Source organism: Streptomyces sp. HSW2009 (assembly GCF_040240285.1).
GTDB lineage: Bacteria > Actinomycetota > Actinomycetes > Streptomycetales > Streptomycetaceae > Streptomyces.
Map to the genome: position 1 here is coordinate 1 of NZ_JBEHZD010001244.1, position 275 is coordinate 275.

Below are 275 nucleotides of genomic sequence, written 5' to 3' on the forward strand. Positions count from 1 at the left end.
AGGTAGGTGTTGGCGGCGGCGTAGGCGCCTTGGTGGCTGCCGCCCCAGGTGGCGGCGCCGGAGGAGAAGAGGACGAATGCGCTGAGGTCCAGGTCCTTCGTCAACTCGTGCAGGTGGTACGCGGACAACGCCTTCGACCGAAGGACGTGCTGGAGCCGGTCCGGGCCCAACCCTTCGATGTACTCGGTGTCCGTTGTCCCGGCGGCGTGGATGATGGTGGTGAGGGGGGTGTGGGTGGGGATGGTGTTGAGGAGGTTTTGGAGTTGTTGGGGGTT

General features: G+C 65.5%; 1 protein-coding gene. It reads right to left on the reverse strand.

Annotated features, from left to right (window positions below; genetic code table 11):
- Positions 1–275 (reverse strand): KR domain-containing protein (locus AAHZ94_RS35355; protein ID WP_349997719.1); only part of this gene is annotated, 275 nt, incomplete at both ends.